The following is a 26,167-nucleotide window of genomic DNA, read 5'->3' on the forward strand; positions in this document are numbered from 1 at the left end:
TTTAAGATTAGTCTTACTCAACTAAGCAATCAATTTGCACGAGGTTTAGCTTGTGTCGTTATGCTATCTGGCAGTTTGCTCATGTTCAATACAGCAGACGTACAGGCCTCAGAAACAGTAAGCCAATCAGCAAAAACCACAGATTTAGAAGACAAGTTTTATCGTCAAGCCTTGTACTTTTACTTCGCTGGTGATTATGGGTCTGCACTGAGGCAAATTAGTTTAAATCGTCAACGCCAAGGGGTTGATTCTGATCGCAGCCAACTGTTTGAGGCAGGCCTGCAGGTTGCGATTGGATTACACGACCAAGCAACACAAACCTTAACGCGTTTTGAGCAACGCCAAGCCAATGCGGCTACCCATAACAGCAAAGCAAAATCGGCCACATCACCGCAAGAGCTACTGCTCATTGCTTTACTGCAATTAACCGAGCAACAAATTGATCAAGGCGACGTTGAAACAGCTAAGCTGACCCTAGGCAGAATAACCACAGTATTGCCTGCCTATGTTGAGCAATATCATGTATTAAGCCAATTAGCTTATTGGCCGGACACGCCGCCGTTAACCGCCCAGGTACAGCAAAAAGCCAATACAGAAGAAAACACTTTACCGACTAATTCATCTGCCGCTTACATTGCATTAAACCAAGCGTTATTGCACATGGATCAACAACAATACAACGCAGCTCACCCCATATTAATTGAGCTTAAAGAGCAGCAATGGCAGGCTCCTGAAGTTAACTTTTGGCAAAAACTGTTTAACCCTTTTGCACAGCCCGATATTTTTGACGCCAACGACGAGCTCAAACCTGAAGTGCAAGATGCCCTATTGCAACAGCAAGCAATTAACGACTACGCCAAATTACTACTGGCACAATTGTATGTAGCGAACCAACAATACGATTTAGCCTATAACGAATTAAGCGATTTCCCGCAGCAAAGTCCCTATGCCGAATCGGCATTGTTTTTGTTTGCTTATTCAGCCCAGCAGCAACAGCAATACGACATGTCATTTAAATTACTGGCGTTATTGCAACAACAATACCCTTATTCAAATTTAGCCTGGCAAGCCGCGTTGCTCAGCGCCAATCAAGTGAGCGAACAACAATCGTTAGCACAGGGCTTAACCTTGTATCAGCAAGCTGAGCAATTATATTTGCAAAAAATTGCTGAGATTAAACAATTCGGCGAGACCTTCAACGACAGCAAAAACATCATGGACTTTGCCACTAAGGCTGAAGATGAGCAAAATACCTTATTAACACCAAAGTCAGATGTACTCGCGCTTATCTTAACCCAACGCTTTAACACCGACGCCCCCTGGCTTAAAAAAGCCTTACAAGATCCTTTGCTAACAAACGATTATCAAACCCTGCTAAGCCTTGAGTTACTCAGTGACAATGTCAACACTCAGCAAGCTAACAGCCAATGGCTTAAAGACACATTAACGTTAAACCGCCAGCGTCAGGCCAAGGTGATTGAACAACAAAAACAACTGGCTTATCGCGATATGCTTCTAAGCTTAACAGCGCAAAAACAACGTATAGCGGAAGTGATCGCCCAGGCTGAAGTTGAACAAAACGCGCAGGTATTTGCCGATCCAAATCAACAACAGTGGTTAACACGGATCGACGCTAGCCAAACAACGCTTAATACATTGGCAAAACAACGCAATATAGATGATGAACAGCAACGACTTGATAGAATAAAAGGCGTGTTGCAATGGCAATTACAAGGCTCATTCCCACAGCGACTTTGGCAGCATAAGCAAAGCCTCAAACAATTAACTGAACAACTCGAATTGCTTGAGCTGCAAGCTAGTCGGTTTAGTGACTTATCCACTAATAAACGTTTGTTGTCTGACTTTGACGTGCGCCAACAACAAACACAAACCGACATCAATAAAATGACCTTTAATATCGAAGCGTTGAATCTCAAAACTAGCAGAGAAATCCGCGGCAAGATCAGTATATTTACCCAGCAACAGCAATATACTTTACAACAACTGCTTCTCACCACCCGCCATCAAATGGCCAATGTATTAGAGCAAATGTCGCAAGCTGACCGAGCACCAATAAATCCATCGCCTGCGGTTGATACAGCTTCACAAGGATCGCACTAATGTCTGCCTCATCTTATGTATCAAGCGCACTCATTGTGATGAGTGGCATGCTGTTATCGGGTTGCTTTAGCAGTGGTCAATCAGATTATACCCAGCAAGCTAAACGGGCCAGCTTGAGCGATTTAGCCAATAAAAGCACTAGCAAAAAAGTCGCCGCCGTTGAAATGAGTCAACAGCAACGAAGTGCCGCTTTGGCTGGGATTTATCAACAATTATTGACCTTAGAGCCCGATCCAGAAGTGCGTACTCATGTGGAATATCGCCTGGCGCAAATTAACACCGAATCCTTTGAAGCCCAATCTTATGCAGACTTAGGTGATGAGCTAACGGACCCATCGCAAGCTGACAGCCAAGTATTGGCCCAACTGAGCCAAAACGATGCGGCATTACAGCAATTAATTGAGCAATACCAACAGTTATTACAGCGTTATCCGCAAAGAGCAGAAAACGAGCACATTCAATATCAGTTAGCTAAAGCGCTGGATTTACAAGGTAAATTAGACGCCAGTTTGGCACAGGTTGAGTCGCTATTGCGCCAATACCCACAAACAGAGTATTTGGCCGAGCTCAACTTTAGGCGCGGTGAGATTTATTACAATTTACAAAATTACTCAGCGGCCATTCAAGCCTACAAACAGGTCTTAACCGCCAGTAATAATCAAAAATACCAGCTTAATAGCCTGTACATGCTTGGCTGGTCTGAATTTAAGCTCAACCGACTTGCCAATGCCGATAACGCGTTTTTACAAGTGTTTGAAGCACTGGTTGCTAGCCAACAAAACAACCCCGATATAGCTAGATTAACGGCTGATAATTTTGCCTTTGAAAAACTGGGCAGCCGCGCGCAAAACTTAGCTATCGATACCCAAAGAGTGCTGAGTATTTCATTAAGCCAACAACTGCAATCTCAGTCATTAGTCACTTTGGTTAAAGACAATCAGTCACTGCCTTATATTGATTTATACCAGCATGTATTATTTGCTAATTTGGCCACCTTTTTACTCGACAAAAAGCTCGACTACGATGCGGAGCTAACTTACCAGGCTTATATCGACTTTGCCCCTAATCATATTTGGGCGGCGCGATTTTCACTCGACTTGCTTGACCTTTATCAGCGTCAAGGCAAATTTGCCGCCATGCATAAGCTCAAAAATGATTATGTAAACCAATATGGCTTAAACAGCGCATTTTGGCTAAATGCTTCAACAGCTCATCAAGGTGAATTATTACCTAATTTACTGAGTTTTAGTGACGAGCACAGCCGCCGTTTATATGCCGAGGCTCAAACTCAAAAAGGCAATACTCGTATCAGTGCCTTTGCGCAAGCGGCCACTGCGTTAAACACCTATTTACAACTGGCCCAATTGCCTCAAGCTAAGCCATTACTCAGCAAAGACATTATTCATGACCAATACTTATTTGCCGACGCTAACTTTGAGGCCGAGCAATATCAAGCCGCGCTAGACAGCTATTACAGCATTGCATATAGCTCAACACCCGCTGAGGCATCAACAGCCTTAAGCCAAATCCAGCAACAATCGGCCTACGCAACTACGGTGACTATCCGTGAGCTAATAACAAAGGACAGCCAACGCAGCTCAAGTGATCTGACGCCACTATTGACCAAGCGGAATCAATTAGATAAACAATTTATCAATCAATACCCACAAGATGAACGCGCTTTGCAATTGGCCAGTAATGCCGCGCAATATTCATTTGATAACCAAGATTTCGGCGAGTTGGCATACTTTACTGATTTTGTCCTACAAGCTCATGGCATTGCACCACTGACTGCAAGCTCTAGCGCAGCACAAACGGCCATTCCCTTGTCAGACTCAGCCCGTAAACAAGTCCAGTTTGTCAGCCAACTTTATGCCAACAGCCTTTACCAACAAGCGCAATATGTTCAAGCAGAAGACGGCTATGTTCTAGCGTTGCAATACACAGCTAGCGGCAGCAGTGCCTGGACAGAAATGCGTAACTTGCTCGCATCAAGTATTTACTTCCAGGCGCAAGCCGTTAAACAAACCGAGCCTCAATTAGCGGTTAGCCAATTATTACGCGTCGCGCAAGTGGTACCAGAATCAAAATATGCGATGAACGCCGAACTCGACGCCGCGAATTTATTGCTTGAACAACAACGCTGGCAAGAAGCAGTAGACGTATTAAAGCCATTTCAAAGCCAACATCCAAACCATGAGTTTAGTGCGGCCATTCCAGCAAAGTTAGCTCAATCTTATGAAGCATTAGCGCAGTGGGATTTAGCCGCAGAGCAGTTATTAATTATTGTGGCTAACGAGCAACCGGGAGCATTAAAGCGTGAGGCACAATACACCGCTGCTGAATATTATTTAAAAGCGGGCGATCGCGGTAACGCTCTTACCACCTTTAGACACTATGCAAAAACCTACCCGCAACCGTTTGATGTGGCTCAAGAAGTACGCTTTAAAATGAGCGAGTTTTATCGCCAAAGTGGTGAAGCCAACAAACAATATTATTGGTTTAGGCAAATACTCAGCTTTGATCGCCAGCAACTGCAAAGTGATGCAAACGCCATTCAAGCACGCCAGGTCGAGCTAGCCTCAATTGCTGCATTTGCCCTAGGCAAAGCTGAGCAACGCAGTTTTGCGGCGATTAAGCTCAATGCGCCACTGCAAAAAAGCTTAAAAAGCAAACAAGACGCTATGAAAAAAGCCATTGGTTATTATCAACAAGTGCTCGACTTTCAATTAGCTAAATATGTGCCACATGCTACTTATAATTTGGCAGAAATGTATCGTCAACTGGCAAGCGACATGATGAATTCTCAACGTCCGAGTGATTTAGATGAGTTAGCTTTAGAAGAATATGAGATTTTACTTGAAGAACTTGCTTACCCATTTGAAGAAAAAGCCATCGACATTCACATCAGTAACACCCAGCGGGCATGGGAAGACATTATTGATCAATGGATAGACCAGAGCTTTCTGCGTCTAGCAGAGATGTCACCTGCCCTGTACCAAAAATCAGAATTAACACACGAGGTTATCGATGCGATTCATTAATTCATTATCAACCTCATCACGCATGCAAAGCGCATTACTTGGGTTGTTCAGTGTGGTTTTATTAGCAAGTTGCAGCTCCGCGCCAAACAGCAATAATTTGAGTTCTCAAACACGCTCTGAACCTTCAGTGAATGCGGCGGATAAAGACATTGTCGATTTAGTCAATTTGAATAGCAAAGGTGCTAATAACAGCCTAAGTGATATTGCTGGTAGCACAGATACACGCAATGCCTACCTGGAGCAAGCGCCGCAACGCTTAGCCGAAGTACCCGCTGCGGTATTAGCACAATACCAACAAGCCATTAATGCAATGAAAAACCAGCAATGGCAAAGCGCCAATAGCCTGTTTGACGACGTTATCGCAGCCCAACCGCAGTTGTCGGGCGCTTATGTCAACAAAGCCCTTATCGCTATTAATCAACAAGCGTTTGCTCAAGCTGACACTTTGTTAGAACAGGCGATTAAAGCCAACAGTAATAATCCATACGCGCACCAAATTAAGGCCAACCTTGCCAGAAAAAATGGCCAATACGCTCAAGCTGAGCAAGGTTATATCAGCGCATTAACACTGTGGCCTCAGTATCCACAAGCTCAACTCAATTTAGCGATTTTATTAGAGCTTTATCGCGGTAAATTATTACAAGCAAGGCAGTTTTATTTGGCTTATTTAGCCAATCAACCAGACGATGAACAGGCAAAACGCTGGCTTGCTGGCGTCGAAATTAAAATTAAACGTGCAGGGTTAACCCTACCCGGTAACACCAACGGAGCAGGCTAAGATGAACACAATAAAAGTGCTGCAACGATTACCTTTGATGTTCATTTTGGGGGCTATGGCGATTCAATCTAGCTCAGCCAATGAGGTCGACACAAACAACATAACGCCTGCGGCTAGCCCATCAAAAACGACGAGCTCTGCGGCTGCAAATAACAAACCTGTGGTGATCCAAAGCCAAGTGACGGGCTCTCAAGAGCAGCCTAAAGTGCTGTACATTATGCCGTGGCAAGGAATAACCAATCCAATAGATATTAATAACAAAGATATGCGGCTCACCCTACCTCAATTTAAACCCATTAACCCCAAAGCATTTAGGCAACAGGTGAGAGACTTTGCCAATAGCAGCAAAAACAGTAAGAAATAAATAGATAGCCCTGAGTCACTACGCATTACATTAAAAACAGAATCAACAGCAAACAAAATAACTGAGCCCATGAAGCCATCAATGCTATGAGCTCAAACAACAAAAATAGAAGGAACATCACATGAGTTTTACCGACCATATCATTGCGTTTTTACAAAATGGTGGCCCATTTATCTACCCTATCGCGTTAGTGTTAGTGGTCGGGTTGGCCATTACCATTGAGCGCTGGTTATATTTAAGCTCAGCTCATCGCACCAACCAGCAAGCCTTCGCGCTGATAAAAAATGCGCTAAAAACAGGTGATATCAATACCATTAGTCAACATGCGCAAAATCATAAAGCGCCAGTATTTGACGTATTGCGCTCAGGTATTGCGCGTATCTCAAGCGCGAGTCGCCGTGAAGATGTTGAATACGCCATGGAAGAAACCGTGATGGAATACATGCTGCGCCTTGAAAAACGCACGCCCTTTATTGCCACACTGGCGAATATCGCCACGTTACTCGGTTTGTTAGGTACCATTATGGGCTTAATTGCGGCGTTCTCGGCCGTTGCCAGCGCCGACCCAGCTGAAAAAGCCAACTTATTATCTTCAAGTATCTCAGTTGCAATGAACACCACTGCATTTGGTTTGATCACCGCTATCCCACTGATTTTATTTCACTCGAGCCTACAAACTAAAACGGCCACCATTGTTGACTCAATTGAAATGGCAGGCATCAAACTGCTTAATTCGTTGTCATTTAAGCAGCAAACGGATAACAACCGAGGCTAATGAGTATGAGACGCCACCGTCGCCCAAATACCCAAGATGCAGAACTGGATATCACCTCATTTATGAACTTAATGATCGTGTTAGTACCCGTGTTACTGCTGAGTTTGGTGTTCTCACAAGTGCGCATTCTTAACTTACAGCTACCGGTATTGTCAGAAGCTGAACAAGCACAAGATGAACTAGAACCCAAAATACTCGAATTGGTGATTACCCCTAGCCGCTTAACCCTTAACTATCCGGCGGGTATGGCACTTAAACAATTTGACATAACAGAGACAGGCTACGACTTCGCAGCACTGTCGGTGTACCTGCAAGATTTAAAGTTAACGTTTCAACAGCAAGGTATTGAGAAAAACGACATCGTACTACTGCTCGACCCAGCAATAGACTATCAAACCATCGTGTCGGCCATGGACACAGTGCGATCGTTTAAAGCCGTAGTTGCAGCTAATTTGGTTGATGCTGAGTTATTTCCAATGATCTCGCTTGGTGATGCTCCCGCTGTTAGTGACTCAGGGGCACAGGTCACTATTGGACAACCAATAGGAGCTAAGCAATGATGAAACAATCGGCCAGAAGCCGCAGATTAGTTAAACATCACAAGCGCCTAAAAGCAGGTAGCAAGCTGAACCTTGTCGCCTTAATGGATATTTTCACGATTTTGGTGTTTTTCTTAATTGTGAATCAGTCTGAAGTGCGCGTATTGCAAAATATCGAAAAGCTCAGCTTGCCAGTCTCTGTAGCTGAAACCTTGCCCGTTGAAAACCTTGTTATCACAGTTATCGCCGACACAGTGTTAGTACAAGATCGGGCTATATGGCAAAAAAGTGAAGATGGACAAGGACTCACTGAACAAGAAAACCCTGAGTTTATTAACTCCTTAACCACCGAGCTGACCTATCAAGCCAGTAAACGTACAGACCTGAGTGAAACCGAACAACAAAACGGCCGCGCAGTCACCATTATTGGCGATGCGGCAACACCTTATGTGGTGTTAAAGCAAATAATGGCAGCCTGTGCAGCAACCGGTTATCGTGATATTTCGTTAGCGGTTGAACAACAAGCTAAACAAGCCGATGGGGAGAGCTAACATGAGTGCTGCGACCCTTGGAACAACTCAATTTAATCAGCACACCAGTAATAGCTTCAATGATTTAGGCGACTTATTTAAACCCAGTAAACAAGACAAACTGTTTAAACAGATTTTGTGGCTATTGCTGCTGGTTTATTTGGTGTTTGCCGTTGTCGTGCCAATGCTTGAACAAGTTGAGCTGCCGCGTGAAGTGAAAGAGCAAGTGCCGCCACAACTGGCGAAAATCATCTTACAAGAAAAGCAGCTACCACCACCGGTTAAACCTGAAGTGAAGCCACCAGAGCCTGAGCCTCTGCCTGAGCCAGAACCGGCTCCGCCAGAAGAAAAGGTCGTCGAGAAACCGGTAGAGCCCGTGGTAAAACCTCAAGTTGTGCAGCCCACAACCCGTGAGGCAGCCAAAGAAAAAGCCAGCACATCAGGCTTAGCCGCCATGAAAGATGAACTATTTTCAATGCGCGAAGCTTTTGATGTTACCCCAACGGCGCAGCGTAAGCTTGACCAAACCACCAGCCAAGAAGTCAAAGTAAAACGTGACCTATTAGCTGGGGCGGCCAATAAGCAAACCGACAGTTTGGCAAAGTCAGCCATTAGCCAAACTGTATCGTCAGGGGCACTTAGCGGTAACGAAACTCAACAAATTCGTCTCGCTAAAGAGGAAGTGTTAGCCAGTCAGGGCGCCGCAACAGAAAAAGCCAGCCAGGCCAGTCAAGGTGGGCAACGATCTGAGGCGGCATTAAGGCGCACATTAGAAGCGAATAAATCTCGGCTTTATTCACTCTACAACCGCGCCTTAAGAAAAGATCCGTTCTTAAAAGGCAAAGTGATGTTTGAAATTGTCATTCAACCCAATGGCAGTATCAACAAGGTGACCATTAAATCTAGCGAGCTAAATGACGCTAAATTAGAGCGCCAGTTAACCTTGGTATTACGTTCAATCACTTTCCCAGCTGAAAGTGTTGCCGTAATGACCACCATTTGGGCCATCGACTTCTTCCCAAGTTAATCAGCGTTACCCGCTGACTTTAGGCAATAAAAAAGCAGGTGATGATAGTCTCATTACCTGCTTTTTTTATCTGTAATATTTTTTAGACATTACCAATGCCTCATACATTAATACCGACTAAACACCCTCGGCATACATAAATATCACCATCAACATCGCTTTAGGCACTCATTCATGTTGGTATGCTAATGGCTGCTTGAGAGCGGTCTATTATCGCGAAATCAAACAATTTATTTACATGGTTCACGCTTTTTAGTCTCGGGTGATTGTATCGAGGTGAAACCTCAGGTAATCTGCTTGTTCTTAATACGCATAAATGGATATTTGAGCTAACTTGAGTGAGTCTAGCGAGCGAACGTCCCAATAATGATTTGGAACCCCTGTCTAGATGACAAAAAAGATAAATTCACATCCAGAACCCAACTCTCTTGAGGTTCGGCCACGTCCAAAAACGGTTAACCACCGTAATGCGACGACCACGCCAGAGATGCGTCAATTTATTCAACAATCCGATTATAGCGTCAGTCAACTCTCTAAAATTCTAAATATCAGCGAAGCCACTGTGCGCAAATGGCGTAAGCGTGACTCAATCGATAACACCCCAAATACTCCACACAAACTAAACACCACGTTGTCACCTATGGAAGAGTACGTGATGTTAGGGCTGCGTTATCAACTCAAAATGCCATTAGACAGATTGTTAACCGTCACGCAAAAGTTTATTAATCCTAATGTGTCTCGCTCAGGCCTAGCGCGCTGTTTAAAGCGTTTTGGGGTATCAAAACTCGATGACTTTGATAGCCCTTTTGTGCCAGAAAAATTCTTCAATCAGCTCCCTATCACTCAGGGTGCCAATATTCAAACGTATACCGTAAACCCTCAGACATTAGCTGACACCTTGGCACTACCGAGTCCAGATCATGACAACGTAGTACAGGTGGTGTCCTTGAGCATCCCCCCGCAACTCACAGAGCAACAAGCTTATTCTGTTTTATTGGGGGTCGACTTTAAGTCTGACTGGGTTTACCTAGATATTTATCAAGACAGCCATACCCAGGCGAGTAATCGCTACATGGCTTATGTGCTAAAGCACGGACCGTTTTATCTACGAAAATTATTAGTACGTAACTATCACACTTTTCTTGCTCGTTTTCCTGGAGCAAGTCAATCAGCCGCGAATGCAGCTGCATCCCAACACCAGATAACTGAACCTCAGTTGTCCAACGGAGACTCATATGAGCCAATCCAGTAATATCGACAAGCGTTTAAATAAACGTTTAAAAGACATGCCCGTCGCCATTGTCGGCATGGCGAGCATCTTTGCCAATTCACGTTATCTGAATAAATTTTGGGATTTAATCAGCGAAAAAATTGACGCGATTGTGGATATTCCAGACACCCATTGGAATGTAGATGACTATTACCATGCCGATAAGTCTGCGCCCGATAAAAGCTACTGTAAACGAGGCGGTTTTTTACCTGAAGTCGATTTCAATCCAATGGAATTTGGCCTGCCACCTAACATCTTAGAATTAACCGATACCTCACAGCTATTGTCATTAGTGGTTGCCAAAGAAGTGTTAGCCGACGCTGGTGTCGATGCGCAATATGATACAGACCGTATTGGTATTACGCTGGGCGTGGGCGGCGGACAAAAAATCAATCACAGCTTAAGTGGTCGCCTACAATATCCTGTACTCAAAAAAGTATTCAAAAACAGTGGTATTAGTGACGCAGATAGCGAAATGCTGATCAAGAAGTTTCAAGACCAATATATCCACTGGGAAGAAAACTCGTTCCCAGGGTCGCTCGGTAACGTGATTGCTGGCCGTATTGCTAACCGTTTTGACTTAGGCGGCATGAACTGTGTGGTCGATGCGGCTTGTGCTGGCTCGTTAGCGGCCATGCGCATGGCCATTACTGAATTAGTTGAAGGCCGCAGTGACATGATGATCACCGGCGGCGTGTGTACCGACAACTCACCGTCGATGTACATGAGCTTCTCAAAAACCCCAGCGTTTACCACCAATGAAACGATTCAACCGTTCGATATCGATTCAAAAGGCATGATGATTGGTGAAGGCATTGGCATGGTGGCGATTAAGCGCCTTGAAGATGCTGAGCGCGATGGCGACAAAATTTATGCAGTCATTAAAGGTATTGGTGCCTCATCAGACGGTAAGTTTAAGAGTATTTATGCACCCCGCCCTGAAGGCCAGGCCAAAGCATTAAAACGCGCTTATGATGATGCCGGTTTTGCGCCACATACAGTCGGACTCATTGAAGCACACGGTACAGGTACCGCTGCAGGTGATGTTGCCGAATTTAATGGCTTAAAATCGGTATTTGCTGAAGACAACGACAGCTTCCAGCACATCGCCCTAGGCTCAGTTAAATCACAAGTGGGCCACACCAAATCAACCGCTGGGACGGCTGGCTTAATTAAAGCGGCATTAGCATTGCACCACAAAGTCTTGCCACCAACGATTAACGTGAGTGAGCCACATCCTAAACTGGGTATCGATGATTCACCATTTTATCTCAACACCGAAACTCGCCCATGGTTGCCTCGCCCTGACGACACACCGCGCCGCGCCGGAATTAGCTCGTTTGGTTTTGGTGGCACTAACTTCCACATCGTGTTGGAAGAGTATCGTCAAGATCACGCCCGTAATGACAAATATCGTCAACGCGCGGTACCACAAAACCTGTTAATTCATGCTGATAACAAAGCCGATTTGCAAGCTAAACTGACTGAACTACAAACTGAAATCAACGCCATTGATATCAGCCAAGCCAATACTCAAGAGCTGGTACTAAACGAGCTTGGACAGCGTTTTGCTATCTCTGACATTGCGCCAACAGCCGCGCGATTAGGGTTAGTCGTTGCCTCCATTGCAGACTTAAGCACGCAGTTAACACAAACATTGGCGCAGTTAAGTAGCAACACAGATCTACAGTGGCAATTGCCGTCTGGCACAAGCTATCGTAGCGCCAGTTTAGTACACAAAGGCGCTAAGCCCAAAGTGGCGGCACTGTTCGCGGGTCAAGGCGCACAATACGTCAACATGGCCACCGAGCTTGCGTGTTTCTACCCTGAAATGCGCCAACAAGTCATGCTTGCAGACAAAGTATTTGCTAAGCATAAGCAAACACCATTGTCGCAAATTATGTACCCTATTCCGGTATTTTCGGCCGATGGTATTGCTGCGCAACAAGCCGCCTTAACCAACACAGCCTATGCACAAAGCGCCATTGGTGCGGTTAGCATGGGTCAATATGCACTGTTCACTCAAGCCGGTTTTAGCCCTGATATGGTCGCAGGCCACAGTTTTGGTGAACTGTCAGCATTATGTGCTGCAGGCGTGATTAACCAGGCCGATTATTATCAGTTGGCATTTGCTCGAGGCCAGGCCATGGCTGCGACGCCAGCCGATCAAGACCCTGGCGCCATGTACGCTATTATTGTTCCGCCACAAGCAGCAGAACAAGGAGTAAGCCAATTAGAAAACTGCATCAGTGTTTTTGATGGAGTAAAAGTTGCTAACTACAATGCGCCAACGCAATTAGTGATTGCTGGCCCTACAGACGCTTGTGCTAATGCAGCTAAAGCCATTACTGCAGAGTTAGGCTTTAAAGCGATTGCCTTGCCAGTGTCTGGTGCATTCCATACCCCGTTAGTCGCCCACGCGCAAAAGCCATTTGCTAAAGCCATTAGCAAGGTTAAGTTTGCTAAGCCTAAAGTGGCGTTATATGCCAATGGCACAGGTCAACTTCACCCAAGCGATGGCAAAGCGATTCAAGCGGCCTTTAGCGAACATATGCTGCAATCGGTACGTTTTAGTGAGCAACTCGTTGCCATGTACGATGCCGGTGCACGTGTATTTGTTGAATTTGGACCTAAAAACATTTTACAAAAACTGGTTGAGGCGACATTAGGCAACAAGTCAGAAGCGGTCACTGTTGTCAGCCTAAATCCTAACCCTAAAGGCAGCAGTGATACACAGTTGCGTCAAGCGGCAACGCAATTAGCGGTATTAGGTGTGGCATTAACTGAGGTTGACCCTTATCAAGCACCAATAGCTGAACTTGCAAAAGTGTCTCCAATGAACGTTAAGCTCACCGCAAGCAACTACATCAGCCCAAGCACACAAGCCAAAATGAACAAGTCATTGCAAAACGGCGAAGTCACCAGCAAGACAGTGGAAGTGCCTGTCGAGAAGATTGTGGAAAAAATAGTGGAAAAACAAGTGATCAAAACCGAATACGTTGAAGTGGCCAGTGCACCTACAGCATCAGATCAAGCGCCTCTTACACAAACGAATGCACCGCTAGCACACACTAGCCAAACAACAGCTCAAGCACCAGTACATGCCAATGCCGCTGTTAACAACGACAGCTTAAGTGCATTTTTTGCCGCTCAACAACAAACGGCAACATTACATCAGCAGTTTTTAGCTATTCCACAACAGTATGGCGATACCTTTAATCATTTGATGACGGCCCAGGCGCAAATGGCCTCATCAGGGGTTGCTATCCCAGAAAGCTTGCAACGCTCAATGGAATTATTCCACCAGCATCAAGCGCAAACACTGCAAAGCCACACACAATTTTTAACCTTACAAGCACAAACTAGCCAGGCTGCATTGGCCATGCTACAAGGTCAAGCACCGACAGCGCCAGTGAGTGCATTTGCCAATACCGCGGCCGCACCACGACACGTTGTTCAATCTTCGGTGGCAGTAACACAACCTTTAGTGGCTCCAGTGATTGCCCAAGCTCCTGCTACACAAGTACTTGCACCAGCGGTTGTATCACCACGTCCTCAGGCTCAAGCTGCTCAACCGTCTGTCACGCCACAAGCGGTCACTCAACCAACAGCATCTATGCCAGCAACGGCATCTGTTGCAAGTGCATCTACAGGATTGTCAGCAGATAAAGTTCAACAGACTATGATGACTGTGGTTGCCGACAAAACCGGCTACCCTACTGAAATGCTTGAACTTGGCATGGATATGGAAGCCGATTTAGGCATCGACTCCATCAAGCGTGTGGAAATTTTAGGTACCGTACAAGATGAGTTACCAGGCTTGCCAGAGCTCAGCCCTGAAGATTTAGCCGAGTGTCGCACCCTAGGTGAGATTGTGAATTACATGCAATCTAAATTATCATCAGCGCCGGCCTCTACATCGACTCAAACGACTAGCACACCAGCACAAGTATCAGCAGCATCAACGTCAGGCTTAAGTGCAGACACTGTACTTAGCACTATGCTAAGTGTGGTTGCCGACAAAACCGGTTACCCAACTGAAATGCTTGAGCTTAGCATGGACATGGAAGCCGATTTAGGCATCGACTCCATCAAGCGCGTAGAGATTTTAGGTACAGTGCAAGATGAGCTACCAGGCTTGCCAGAACTCAACCCTGAAGACTTAGCGGAATGCCGTACTTTGGGCGAGATTGTTGATTACATGCAATCTAAGCTGTCAGCGGTTCCAGTGGCTGCACAAGTTCAAGCGCAAACGGTCCAAACATCAGCACCTGCATCAGGCTTAAGCGCGGAAACAGTGTTAACCACCATGATGTCAGTGGTTGCCGACAAAACCGGTTACCCAACGGAAATGCTTGAACTTGGCATGGACATGGAAGCCGATTTAGGGATTGACTCTATCAAGCGCGTCGAGATTTTAGGCACAGTGCAAGATGAGCTACCAGGCTTACCAGAACTCAACCCAGAAGACTTAGCAGAGTGCCGCACCTTAGGCGAGATTGTTGATTATATGCAATCTAAGCTAGCGCCAGTGGCTGCACAAGTTCAAGTGCAAACGGTGCCAACATCGCCTGCTCCAGCATCAAGCTTAAGTGCAGAAACCGTACTCACGACCATGATGTCAGTGGTAGCCGATAAAACCGGTTATCCAGCAGAAATGCTTGAACTGACCATGGACATGGAAGCAGACTTGGGTATCGATTCAATCAAGCGCGTCGAGATTTTAGGCACAGTGCAAGATGAGCTACCAGGCTTGCCAGAACTCAACCCTGAAGACTTAGCAGAGTGCCGCACTCTAGGCGAGATTGTTGACTACATGCAATCTAAGCTATCAGCTACTCCTGTGGCTGCACAAGTTCAAGCGCAAACATCAGCGCCAGCATCAGGCTTAAGCGCGGAAATCGTGCTCACTACCATGATGGCCGTTGTAGCCGATAAAACCGGTTATCCAGCTGAAATGCTCGAGTTGACCATGGACATGGAAGCAGACTTGGGTATCGACTCAATCAAGCGTGTGGAGATTTTAGGTACCGTACAGGATGAGTTAGCCGATTTACCTGATCTGAACCCAGAAGATTTAGCCGAATGTCGTACATTGGGCGAAATCGTCAGCTATATGCAAGCAACCCTAGGCGCGCTAAATTCAACCGCGACAACCACAGCAGAGCAAAACATAACAGCTAAGCCAACACTTGATAGCTCTGACTTACCGCCACACAGCGGGGTAGCGCTAAAAAAGTTGCCAGCGGCGGATAAACTAGAAGCATGTTATTCAACAGACAGCTGCATTGTCATCACAGATGACGGCCATAATGCCGGTGTACTTGCTGAAAAACTGAATGCAAAAGGATTAACCGTCGCCGTTATTCGTAACCCAGAAAGCATCAGCACAGCTCATTCGCCTTTAAGCAGCGACATCAGCAGCTATGCCTTAACCAGCATTGATGATGCAGCCATTGCCAAGGTAATAAGTGAGATTAGCGCTAAACACCCTATTGCGGGTTTTGTGCACTTACAACCGCAGTTTAACGCTGACAACAAAAAACTGGTCAGTTGCAATGAGGCAGCAAAAGCCGCTGTTGATAACGCCTTTTTATGGGCGAAACATCTGCATGCTGAATTTGCTAAGCCACTGCAATCACGCTTGAGTTACTTTACCGTAAGCCGTATTGATGGTGGCTTTGGCTACCTTGATAGCGCGGCACTAAGCAAAGCAGAGCTTAACCAGGCTGCACTGTCTGGGCTCACCAAAACCTTAAGCCATGAATGGCCAAATGTGTTTTGCCGCGCGCTTGATATCGCCAATGATATTGATGCCAAATCGTTTGCCAATGCCATTATTGCTGAACTGTTTGATGTTAATGGTGCAGCGCCAAGTGCTAAACGCATTACCGAAATCGGCATTAGCCAACAAGGTCGCGTAACGTTAACCGCAGCGAGCCAACCTAACACCAGTGCAAGCTATCCTGCTGCCCAACTGACACAGCAAGACAATGTGTTAGTGACTGGCGGCGCTAAGGGTGTGACCTTTGAATGTGCGTTAACACTGGCCAAACAATGCCAATCGCATTTTGTATTAGCCGGTCGCAGTCAACACCTAGGCAATGACATGCCAGCCTGGGCTCAAGGTAAACAAGCCTCTGAGCTTAAAGCAGCAGCCATTGGTTACATTCAATCGCAAGGCGCTAAACCCACACCAAAGCAAATTGATGCGTTAGTGTGGCCTGTACAAAGTAGCTTAGAGATTGACCGTGCCCTCGCCGCCTTTATCAAGGTAGGCGCCAGCGCGCAATATGTTGCTATGGATGTCAGCAATGCTAAAGGCGTTATCGACGCACTGGCAGAGTTAACCGATGCTAACGGTAAAAAGTTAGTCATCAATGGTGTCATTCATGGTGCTGGCGTACTGGCAGATAAGCATATCCAAGACAAAACATTGGATGAACTGAACCGCGTATACAGCACCAAGGTGACTGGTGTGGCAAGCATTATTAATGCGCTTGAACCACAACAAATCAAATTGGTTGCCATGTTCTCGTCGGCGGCTGGGTTTTATGGCAACACAGGTCAAAGTGACTATGCGATGTCGAATGAAATCCTTAATAAAACCGCATTAAAATTGGCCGCACAATTGCCACAAGCCAAAGTCATGAGCTTTAACTGGGGCCCATGGGACGGCGGAATGGTGAGTTCTGCGTTGAAAAAAATGTTCGTAGAACGTGGCGTGTACGTCATCCCGCTTGAGGCCGGAGCCAATTTATTTGCTCATAGCTTACTCAGCACGCAAGGCGTGCAAATGTTGATTGGTTCAGACATGCAAGGCTCAGCCACACTGGATGCAACTGCAAAAAAGCCTAATGCGAACACTTTGCCGCACGCAGAGGGTTCGCTGACGTTTTCTGCTCCATATTGGGCTGCTGATACCCAAACCATAACGGTGACACGGGTGCTGCAACCTAATGAGCTTGCATTTGTAAACGATCACCGCATTGCCGGCAACCCAGTGTTGCCGACCGTGTGTGCTATCCAGTGGATGCGCGAAACTGCACAAACCTTATGCCATGTGCCTGTGAGTATTGCTGACTATAAATTGCTTAAAGGGGTTATTTTTGACACCGACCAGGCACATTTACTAAATCTGCAACTCACCCACACAGACACAGGCTTAAGTGCATTGATTTCGAGCTGTGTGTTAGACGAGCCTGACAGCACAATGAAGCCGCAATATCAGGCAACATTAGTTGTCAATGGCGCGCTAACTCCCACCGCGGTTGCTCAGTCATCGTTACCTGCAACCGTGCTGCAAAAGCTAGCACAGATGCCCGCAATACACGCTGGCAACACCTTGTATCAAAACGGCACCTTGTTCCATGGGCCGCGCTTGCAGGGTATTAAGCAAGTGTTGAGCTTTGATGATGCGCAGCTGTTGTGTGAGGTTAAGTTACCGCAAATTGACCCTGCCGACTGCCCAGGCTTTGCACCATCGGCAGTATCCGGTGGTAGCCAAATATTTGCCGAAGATTTGCTGTTACAGGCCATGTTGGTTTGGGCAAGGCTCAAGTACGATGCTGCCAGTTTGCCATCATCAATGGGGCAATTTATCACGGTAGCACCTTTTGCCAGTGGCGATCAGGGTTACATCCAACTTGAGGTGTTAAAACACAGCGGCAGAATGTTAATGGCCAATGTGAGTTTGTATCATCAAGATGGACGTTTAAGCTGTCAAATGCGTGATGCCAAAATCACCATTAGCAAAACGCTGAATCAGGCCTTTATCAATCAGCCTGCGAACCAGCCTGAAAATCAGCACAGCAAGGATACCGTGTGACCTTTTTAGTAAACGCGATGTCCGCAGATCAGCAAGCAGCGTTAACCGAAAAGTTAACCGCTGATCTCAAACAACAACAAGCCAAGCCAATGCGCCTGGCCTTGTTGTTGGCTGCGCCTGATGCAAAAAGTGCGAGTAATTTATCCATAAAGCATCAGCCGTTAGAAGCTCAGTTGTTAGAAGCTAAGTTGCTAGAAGTCCTGTTGTTAGACGCGGCAGGTCTACTTGGCAATCACAGCTGCGATATTGTGAGTCTTAACGATAAACTGTGGATTATGCCGGCAATTACTGCGGCTAAAAATGGCTTACATGCTCATGCCTATTTAAATGGAATAGGTTGTGGTGATAACACCGAGCAAGCAATGGTTCAAGCACTCGCTCATGCCAAAAGACAACATACTCAACCTCAAGCGGTAGAGTTAACTCAGGCTAATAATGCACTCAATGCATTGGTCGCGCTTATCGAAGACATTGCCTATCGACGTGTGCCCAACAGCCAAGGTTTTTGGTTTACCCCAGCACACCAAAGCCGCGTGGCAAGCTTGTGTTACCCGAGTAACATCGGTGTGCTCGCACTCGTGCTCACACAAGGCAATCAATTACTGAGTGCTAAACCATTATTAGCAGCAAACCGATTAATGCTGCCAGTATCAGCACAGAATATTGCCCAGTTACACTCACAGTTAACCGCCGTTTGCGACGCTCTCAGCGAGCCATGCGATGAGCTAGGCCTGCTCAAATTTATCCACCAACAATGGCAACAATACCAATCGCAAGCGCCTTATGCCTTGGTGTTAATGGCGACGAGTCAAAGCGGTTTACAGCAAGAAGCATCTACCATGCTCGCGGCACTCGAAGCGCAGCAAACTCAACACAGCACAACGCTTAACAACAAAAAGTTACACTACAAAACACCTGCAGGCAGTTGCTTTACCGCTTCACCATTAGGAGCTTCAGGTCTGAGTTTTGTCTACCCAGGTGTCGGCACGGTTTACCCGCAGATGTTTAGCCAGCTCGGTCATGTTTTTCCTAAGCTATTTGCTAAGTTAGAAGCGCAAGGCGACTTGCCAGCCATGCTGCAAACTCAAGCGATTTATGCCACAGCAGAGAAAAACAATAACCACATGAGCCTCAGTGAGCTTGCCATTGCGGGTGTGGGCGCAAGTTACATGCTTAGCAAAATATTGCAGGATGAATTTGAGATAACACCGGCCTTCGCTTTAGGCTATTCGATGGGCGAAGCCGCCATGTGGGCCAGTTTAGGTGCATGGCAAGCCCCGCATCAGTTAATCGATTCAACCCGAAATAGTAGTATTTTTAATCAAGACATTTCAGGTGAGCTTCGCTGTGTGAGACAAGCCTGGCAATTAGCAAATGATGAACCAATAGTGTGGAACAGTTTTGTGACCCGCGCGACCGTTGCGGACCTTAGCCCGCACTTAGCCGATTATCCACGGGCGTACATTGCTATTATTCAGGGCGACAGTTTAGTGTTAGCCGGCTGCGAAGAAAGCTGTAAAGCATTACTCAAACAAGCCGGTAAACGTGGCATTGCGGCCAATAGAGTCACGGCAATGCATACCCCAGCGGCACTCAATATTGTTGACGATGTAAAACAGTTTTATCTGCAGCCATTAGCTGCAACGCTACCCTCATCGACCCAATTTTTATCGGCAGCGCAAAAACAGCCAGTTGAATTAACATCACACGCCATTGCTCAGTCAATTGCCGACACCTTTTGTCATCCGCTGGACTTTAGCCAGCTTATCAGCGACTCAATTAGTCATGGCTGTCGTTTATTTGTCGAAGTTGGCGCCGACAGACAAACCGCCACTTTAATCGATAAAATTATTGGCCAACAAACCACAGATGTGCAGGCACAATCGTTGGCCGTCAATGCCAAAGGTGCTGACGACATCAACAGTTTATTGAAATGTTTAGCCCAGTTAATGACTCACAGAGTACCCATGTCATTAACCCCGTTTATGCAAAGCTTAAACGAAGCCATCGAACAACAAACCTTATTCATTGCCGCCAACAGTTTTGCTGTTGAGCATGGTGACACTTTATTAGAAGGAGAACCTCATTGAGTTCTCAAGCTGCTCCCAAGATAGCCATTGTAGGCTTAGCCAACCAATATCCCGATGCCGATACCCCGGCAAAATTTTGGCAAAACTTAATTGATAAAAAAGATTCGCGTAGCCAAATAAGCGCACAAAAACTCAATGCATCACCAGATGACTATATTGGTGTTCAAGGGCAATCAGACCGTTTTTATTGCGATAAGGGCGGCTACATTCAGGATTTCAGTTTTAACTCTGATGGTTATCATATTGATAGCAGTGCTTTTAAAGGCCTAGACGACAGCTTTTTATGGGCCACAGATACGGCACGTAATGCGTTAGCTGATGCAGGGATTACCGATCTTAATCATCCTGGCTTACAGCGTACCGGTATTGTGATGGGCACCTTGTCGTTCCCAACCGCTAAGTCAAACCAGTTATTTGTGCCGCTGTATCACAGCGTGGTCGAAAAAGCCTTACAAACCAAATTACAGCAGCCTAATTTTGTGTTGCAAGATTTTGGGTTAACCGCACAAACCGAGCAACATAATTGGCGCAATGGCGCAGTGGCTCACAATGCCTCAAAGCTAGTAGCAGATGCCTTAGGGCTGGGCGGCGCGCAATTAAGCCTAGATGCGGCCTGTGCTAGTTCTGTTTATGCATTAAAGCTTGCCTGTGATTATTTGCATACTGGCAAAGCAGACATGATGCTGGCTGGCGCGGTATCGGGTGCAGATCCCTTTTTTATCAACATGGGCTTTTCGATTTTTCATGCCTATCCAGACCACGGCATTTCAGCACCGTTTGACAGCAACAGCAAAGGCTTGTTTGCCGGTGAAGGTGCTGGCGTCTTAGTGCTTAAACGCCTTGAAGATGCCCAGCGTGATGGCGACCATATTTATGCCCTCGTCAGCGGCATTGGTTTATCAAACGACGGTAAAGGCCAGTTTGTGCTTAGCCCAAACAGTAAAGGTCAGGTGCAAGCCTTTGAGCGAGCATATCGTGAAGCCGCCTCATTAGACTCAAGCATTACCCCTGCCAGCATTGAAGTAATTGAATGCCATGCCACGGGGACGCCATTAGGCGACAAAGTTGAGTTAACTTCAATGGAGCGCTTTTTTGAAGACAAACTCAATGGCAGTGCCACGCCATTGATTGGCTCGGCTAAATCTAATTTGGGCCACTTACTCACCGCTGCAGGCATGCCAGGCATTATGAAAATGATTTTTGCCATGCGTGAAGGTGTGTTACCACCGAGTATTAATATCAGCGCACCTATCGCCTCTCCTAATGGCTTATTTGGTCAGGCAACCTTGCCCAATGAAGTGCTACCTTGGCCAGATAAAGCCGGTAATCGCGCCCGTCATGCTGGCGTGTCAGTCTTTGGTTTTGGGGGGTGTAATGCTCACCTGTTATTAGAATCGTACTGCGATAACACGGCAACATCACAACAACCGACTCAGGTGATCAACGCCAGCGAAAAACCGATGCATATTACCGGGATGGCAGCTCACTTTGGCCAGTGCAGTAACATCAACCAACTGGCCGAACGTATTCGCGCCAAACAGAATCTATTTACCCCATTGCCCACTCAGCGCTGGAAAGGCATTAACAAACATCCAGAATTGTTGGCCAAATACGGTATTGAGCAGGCGCCTCATGGCGCTTACATTAATCAATTCGACTTTGACTTTTTACGCTTTAAAGTGCCGCCGAATGAAGACGACCGATTAATATCGCAGCAGTTGTTACTGATAAAAGTCGCCGACGAAGCCATTGTGAATGCTAACCTCAAACCCGGTAGCAAAGTGGCCGTGTTAGTGGCCATGGAAACGGAATTAGAATTACACCAATTCCGCAGCCGAGTGAACTTGCACAGACAGCTAGCGCAAAGCCTCGCCGCTCAAGGCGTTAAGCTCAGTGAAGATGAATACCAGGCCCTTGAAGCTATCGCCATGGACAGCGTGCTCGATGCCGCCAAATTAAACCAGTACACCAGTTTTATTGGCAATATTATGGCGTCGCGGATTTCATCGTTATGGGACTTTAACGGCCCAGCCTTTACGATTTCAGCCGCTGAACAATCGGTTAATCGCTGTATTGATGTGGCGCAAAACTTATTTGCCATGGGCTCGTTACAAGAACCGCTCGATGCGGTGATTATTGCTGCGGTCGATTTGTCTGGCAGTATTGAAAACTGCCTACTCAACAATGCATACCTGCAAGCAGCAGGAATGCAGACAAGCACAATCCACTTAGGTGAAGGTGCTGGCGCGATTGTATTACAGCAGGATCATCCAACCGACAGCTTTGCCAGTATTGATAGCGTGCTATTTGCCAAGCAAGATAAGCTCAAACTCGAGCAAACCTGCGATATTAACGAACTTAATATTGCACCACTTTGCCAACAGTCTGATTTTGGCCTGCAGTTAACGAGTCAGTTAACTCAAATGGCTAAGCCAAATAGCATTACAAGCGCCCAGCATGTGTTAGGCCATACCTTTGCCGCCTCTGGCATGGCAAGCTTGCTTAATGCACTTATCCAAAGCCAGCAATTACAACAAGCGGACGTTAATGCACAGGTGATTAGCGCCAGTGAAAACCAATACTCACGCATTGGTTTATCGCTCAACACATTACAGCAGCAGGCGCTTGCAAGTCGCTTAAGTCAGCCACTGACAGAACAGCTAACCAAAAGTGCCAAATTGAGTTTAATTAAACAAGTCAGTTTAGGTGGCCGCGATATCTATCAACATATCGTCGACAGCCCAGTTGCTGCTATCGATAATATTGTCAATCAATGCGCCGCGATAAAACCCGTTTCAGTGGAACAAGCCCCGAATAAAATCAATAATAACGAGCCTATTATGCCCGCAAGTCATTCAGCACAGATTCCAGGTTCGCAGCCTCAATCAACAGACAATCACATTAATCCAACTCAAGGGATTAACTCGGCGATACCACCAGCACATTTAACGGCTTTCCAGCAAAATCAATGGCTAGCACAACAAGCCCACTTAGCGTTTTTAGCCAGTCGTGAGGCAGGGTTAAAAGTCGCAGACAGCTTGTTAAAATCACAACTGGCTTCGATGACGTCAGCCGCAACAGCGCAAACAATAGCACCAACGATAACAACCAATGCACCAACTCAGCATTACGTTGAAGCTCAACCGGTACTGGCAGAGCGTAAACCTAACCATGCGCAGGTTCCGGCCTACACCGCCCCCATTCCGGCAGATAAACCGTGCATTTGGAACTACGCCGATTTAGTGGAATATGCCGAAGGTGATATCGGCAAAGTATTTGGCCCAGATTATGCCATCATCGACAGCTATTCACGCCGCGTCCGCTTACCCACTACCGACTACTTATTGGTGTCTCGCGTAACCAAACTTGATGCCACTATCAATCAATACAAACCTTGCTCAATGACCACAGAGTACGACATCCCAGTTGATGCGCCATATCTGGTTGACGGCCAAATTCCCTGGGCAGTCGCGGTTGAGTCAGGCCAGTGCGATTTAATGTTGATTAGCTACTTAGGCATCGATTTTGAAAACAAAGGCGAGCGCGTTTATCGCCTACTCGACTGCACCCTAACCTTCCTAGGTGATTTACCGCGTGGCGGCGACACCCTACGTTATGACATTAAAATCAACAATTTTGCCCGCAATGGCGATACATTATTGTTTTTCTTCTCGTACGAATGTTTCGTCGGCGACAAGATGATTTTGAAAATGGACGGCGGATGTGCTGGCTTCTTTACTGATAAAGAATTGTCTGATGGTAAAGGCGTTATCCAAACCGAAGATGAAATTAAACTGCGTCAGCAAGTGCTTAACAACCCGAATAAACCGACATTTGCACCGTTACTACACTGCACACAATCAGCCTTTGATTATGGTCAAATCCACCATTTATTAACCGGCGATATTGGCAGCTGCTTTGGTGGCGAACACGTTGGCCACCAGCTGCAAACGGGCATGCAAAAATCGCTGTGTTTTGCGTCTGAAAAGTTCTTAATGATTGAGCGCGTAAGCAACTTACAAGTGGGCGGCGGCACATGGGGCCTAGGGTTAGTTGAAGGCCACAAACAATTAGCGCCAGACCATTGGTATTTCCCGTGTCACTTCCAGGGCGACCAGGTGATGGCCGGCTCATTAATGGCTGAAGGCTGTGGCCAATTACTGCAATTCTTTATGTTGCATATTGGTATGCATACGTTAGTTGAAAACGGCCGTTTTCAACCGCTGGAAAATGCCTCGCAAAAAGTGCGTTGTCGTGGACAGGTGTTACCGCAACACGGCGAGTTAACTTACCGTATGGAAGTCACAGAAATCGGTATTTCGCCACGTCCATATGCTAAAGCCAATATTGATATTTTGCTTAATGGCAAAGTAGTAGTCGATTTCCAAAACCTCGGGGTGATGATCAAAGAAGAAGCGCAATGCACCCGCTACCTTGGCGACTCAATGGCTAATACAAGCACCAAGCCAACAGCAGACACAACAAATCAAACACCAACTGGCATAAACAACTCAGCCAGCCAGCAAGATGTCGCCCCGTTAATGGCGAAAATAGCCGACACCAATGCAGCAACCAATAAAGGCGTTATCCCGCTTAAACACGTTGCAGCACCGCAAGTCAGCGCTGATTCTAAATACGCTAACCGCATGCCTGATACCGTGCCTTTTACGCCGTATCATATGTTTGAGTTTGCTACTGGCGATATTGAAAAATGCTTTGGGCCAGACTTTAGCATTTATAAAGGGCTGATCCCACCGCGTACACCTTGCGGTGATTTACAATTAACCACCCGCGTTATCGACATTAACGGTAAGCGTGGCGAATTGAAAAAACCATCATCGTGTATTGCTGAATATGAAGTGCCAACAGATGCATGGTATTTTGCCAAAAACAGCCATCAGGCGGTAATGCCATATTCGGTGTTAATGGAAATATCATTGCAACCTAATGGTTTTATTTCTGGCTACATGGGCACCACATTGGGTTTCCCTGGGCAGGAGTTGTTTTTCCGTAACCTCGATGGTCACGGCATCTTATTGCGTCATGTCGATTTACGCGGCAAAACCATCGTTAACGATTCGCGTTTATTGTCGACCGTGATTGCAGGCAGCAATATTATTCAAAACTTTACCTTTGATTTAAGTGTCGATGGCGAACCGTTTTATACCGGCGGCGCAGTGTTTGGCTACTTTAAAGGTGATGCGCTAAAAAACCAGCTTGGCATTGATAACGGTAAAATTACCCAACCCTGGCATGTCGACAACAATGTCGCAGCCGACACCATTATCAACTTGCTCGATAAGCAATCGCGAGTGTTTAATGCGCCTGCACATCAGCCACATTACCGCTTAGCCGGTGGTCAGCTTAACTTTATCGACACGGCAGAAATCGTCAATAACGGCGGCAAATATCATCAGGGCTATTTGGCAGCGTCACGTACCATCGACCCAAGTGATTGGTTCTTCCAATTCCATTTCCATCAAGATCCGGTAATGCCCGGTTCATTAGGCGTTGAAGCTATCATCGAGTTAATGCAAACTTACGCGATTACTAACGATTTAGCCGCTGGTTTTACCAATCCTAAATTCGGCCAAATTTTGTCTGATATAAAATGGAAATACCGCGGCCAAATTAACCCGCTCAATAAACAAATGTCTTTAGATGTTCACATCAGTGCAGTGAAAGACGAAAACGGTAAACGCATCATCGTTGGCGATGCCAATTTAAGCAAAGATGGTTTACGTATATACGAAGTAAAAGACATCGCTATTTGTATTGAAGAAGCCTAGCTTTTCAAGGAA

General features: G+C 46.2%; 12 protein-coding genes. All 12 read left to right on the forward strand.

Translation table 11 applies throughout. The features are described 5' to 3' along the window. The first annotated feature begins 81 nt into the window (after nt 1-81). The 12 genes from AC19MX_RS16690 to AC19MX_RS16745 all read left to right on the forward strand — a co-directional run bounded on the left by AC19MX_RS16690 (nt 82) and on the right by AC19MX_RS16745 (nt 26,155). Nucleotides 82-2,121, forward strand: a complete 2,040-nt coding sequence (locus AC19MX_RS16690; protein WP_432403597.1) for a tetratricopeptide repeat protein — start codon at nt 82-84, stop codon at nt 2,119-2,121. Beyond that, entirely contained in the window at nt 2,121-5,165 is a 3,045-nt protein-coding gene (locus AC19MX_RS16695) for a tetratricopeptide repeat protein (protein WP_498299254.1), read from the forward strand. Before AC19MX_RS16690 ends, AC19MX_RS16695 begins: the two co-directional genes overlap by 1 nt. Further along, a complete protein-coding gene (locus tag AC19MX_RS16700; RefSeq protein ID WP_432403593.1) occupies nt 5,152-5,943 on the forward strand; it encodes a tetratricopeptide repeat protein in 792 nt (263 codons plus the stop codon). The genes AC19MX_RS16695 and AC19MX_RS16700 overlap by 14 nt, the downstream gene beginning before the upstream one ends. 1 nt (nt 5,944) lies before the next feature. Next, the gene (locus AC19MX_RS16705; protein ID WP_432403591.1) at nt 5,945-6,307 is read left to right on the forward strand and encodes a hypothetical protein; all 363 of its coding nucleotides are present in this window, start codon (nt 5,945-5,947) and stop codon (nt 6,305-6,307) included. A 121-nt stretch (nt 6,308-6,428) separates the two neighbouring features. Further along, entirely contained in the window at nt 6,429-7,082 is a 654-nt protein-coding gene (locus AC19MX_RS16710; RefSeq protein WP_160054681.1) for a MotA/TolQ/ExbB proton channel family protein, read from the forward strand. Nucleotides 7,083-7,087: 5 nt separating this feature from the next. Continuing rightward, complete coding sequence (locus AC19MX_RS16715; RefSeq protein ID WP_432403588.1) at nt 7,088-7,642, forward strand: biopolymer transporter ExbD; 555 nt, start codon at nt 7,088-7,090, stop codon at nt 7,640-7,642. After that, nucleotides 7,639-8,172 (forward strand): ExbD/TolR family protein, encoded by a 534-nt coding sequence (locus AC19MX_RS16720; RefSeq protein WP_432403586.1) that lies wholly within the window; start codon nt 7,639-7,641, stop codon nt 8,170-8,172. Before AC19MX_RS16715 ends, AC19MX_RS16720 begins: the two co-directional genes overlap by 4 nt. Before the next feature lies 1 nt (nt 8,173). Then, the gene (locus AC19MX_RS16725; RefSeq protein WP_432403584.1) at nt 8,174-9,178 is read left to right on the forward strand and encodes an AgmX/PglI C-terminal domain-containing protein; all 1,005 of its coding nucleotides are present in this window, start codon (nt 8,174-8,176) and stop codon (nt 9,176-9,178) included. A 388-nt stretch (nt 9,179-9,566) separates the two neighbouring features. After that, entirely contained in the window at nt 9,567-10,430 is an 864-nt protein-coding gene (locus AC19MX_RS16730; RefSeq protein WP_432403582.1) for a helix-turn-helix domain-containing protein, read from the forward strand. Next, nucleotides 10,414-18,276, forward strand: a complete 7,863-nt coding sequence (locus AC19MX_RS16735; RefSeq protein WP_432403580.1) for an SDR family NAD(P)-dependent oxidoreductase — start codon at nt 10,414-10,416, stop codon at nt 18,274-18,276. The genes AC19MX_RS16730 and AC19MX_RS16735 overlap by 17 nt, the downstream gene beginning before the upstream one ends. Beyond that, entirely contained in the window at nt 18,273-20,366 is a 2,094-nt protein-coding gene (locus tag AC19MX_RS16740; RefSeq protein WP_432403578.1) for a PfaB family protein, read from the forward strand. The genes AC19MX_RS16735 and AC19MX_RS16740 overlap by 4 nt, the downstream gene beginning before the upstream one ends. Then, the gene (locus AC19MX_RS16745; protein ID WP_432403575.1) at nt 20,363-26,155 is read left to right on the forward strand and encodes a hotdog fold thioesterase; all 5,793 of its coding nucleotides are present in this window, start codon (nt 20,363-20,365) and stop codon (nt 26,153-26,155) included. The genes AC19MX_RS16740 and AC19MX_RS16745 overlap by 4 nt, the downstream gene beginning before the upstream one ends. The last annotated feature ends 12 nt before the right edge of the window (nt 26,156-26,167 follow it).

The sequence above is a fragment of the Shewanella sp. MF05956 genome (assembly GCF_059758055.1).

Bases quoted from the DNA above. Each gene is read 5' to 3' on its own strand.
- AC19MX_RS16735 (WP_432403580.1), top strand. From the start codon at position 10,414: ATGAGCCAATCCAGTAATATCGACAAGCGTTTAAATAAACGTTTAAAA.
- AC19MX_RS16705 (WP_432403591.1), top strand. From the start codon at position 5,945: ATGAACACAATAAAAGTGCTGCAACGATTACCTTTGATGTTCATTTTG.
- AC19MX_RS16715 (WP_432403588.1), top strand. From the start codon at position 7,088: ATGAGACGCCACCGTCGCCCAAATACCCAAGATGCAGAACTGGATATC.
- AC19MX_RS16695 (WP_498299254.1), top strand. From the start codon at position 2,121: ATGTCTGCCTCATCTTATGTATCAAGCGCACTCATTGTGATGAGTGGC.
- AC19MX_RS16700 (WP_432403593.1), top strand. From the start codon at position 5,152: ATGCGATTCATTAATTCATTATCAACCTCATCACGCATGCAAAGCGCA.
- AC19MX_RS16730 (WP_432403582.1), top strand. From the start codon at position 9,567: ATGACAAAAAAGATAAATTCACATCCAGAACCCAACTCTCTTGAGGTT.
- AC19MX_RS16690 (WP_432403597.1), top strand. From the start codon at position 82: ATGTTCAATACAGCAGACGTACAGGCCTCAGAAACAGTAAGCCAATCA.
- AC19MX_RS16720 (WP_432403586.1), top strand. From the start codon at position 7,639: ATGATGAAACAATCGGCCAGAAGCCGCAGATTAGTTAAACATCACAAG.
- AC19MX_RS16710 (WP_160054681.1), top strand. From the start codon at position 6,429: ATGAGTTTTACCGACCATATCATTGCGTTTTTACAAAATGGTGGCCCA.
- AC19MX_RS16725 (WP_432403584.1), top strand. From the start codon at position 8,174: ATGAGTGCTGCGACCCTTGGAACAACTCAATTTAATCAGCACACCAGT.